A 332-nucleotide genomic window follows, 5' to 3' on the forward strand; every position below is an offset into this window, starting at 1 on the left:
CATCACTTTGCCTTTCATATCTTTGTAATTTTGACCTTCATCCTGCACGTTAAAGCCAACATATTTATTTCGCTTCAGTTCACTAGCTCCAACGTTGGATGTCATGATCAAAATCGTATTTCTAAAGTCAACGGTACGCCCTTTAGAATCCGTCAGACGACCATCTTCTAATACTTGCAGTAAGATGTTGAATACATCTGGATGCGCCTTTTCAATCTCGTCTAAAAGCACAACAGAATAAGGTTTTCTTCTCACTTTTTCTGTCAGCTGGCCGCCTTCATCATAGCCGACATATCCCGGAGGAGAACCGACAAGACGTGAAGTCGAGTGTT

At 41.9% G+C, this 332-nt stretch carries 1 protein-coding gene; it reads right to left on the minus strand.

Translation table 11 applies throughout. The annotated features are described in order from the left end of the window. Positions 1-332 (minus strand): AAA family ATPase (locus SB658_RS22685; RefSeq protein WP_410602483.1); only part of this gene is annotated, 332 nt, incomplete at both ends.

It is taken from the genome of Bacillus sp. SIMBA_008, assembly GCF_046535495.1.
Taxonomy (GTDB): Bacteria; Bacillota; Bacilli; order Bacillales; family Bacillaceae; genus Bacillus; species Bacillus subtilis.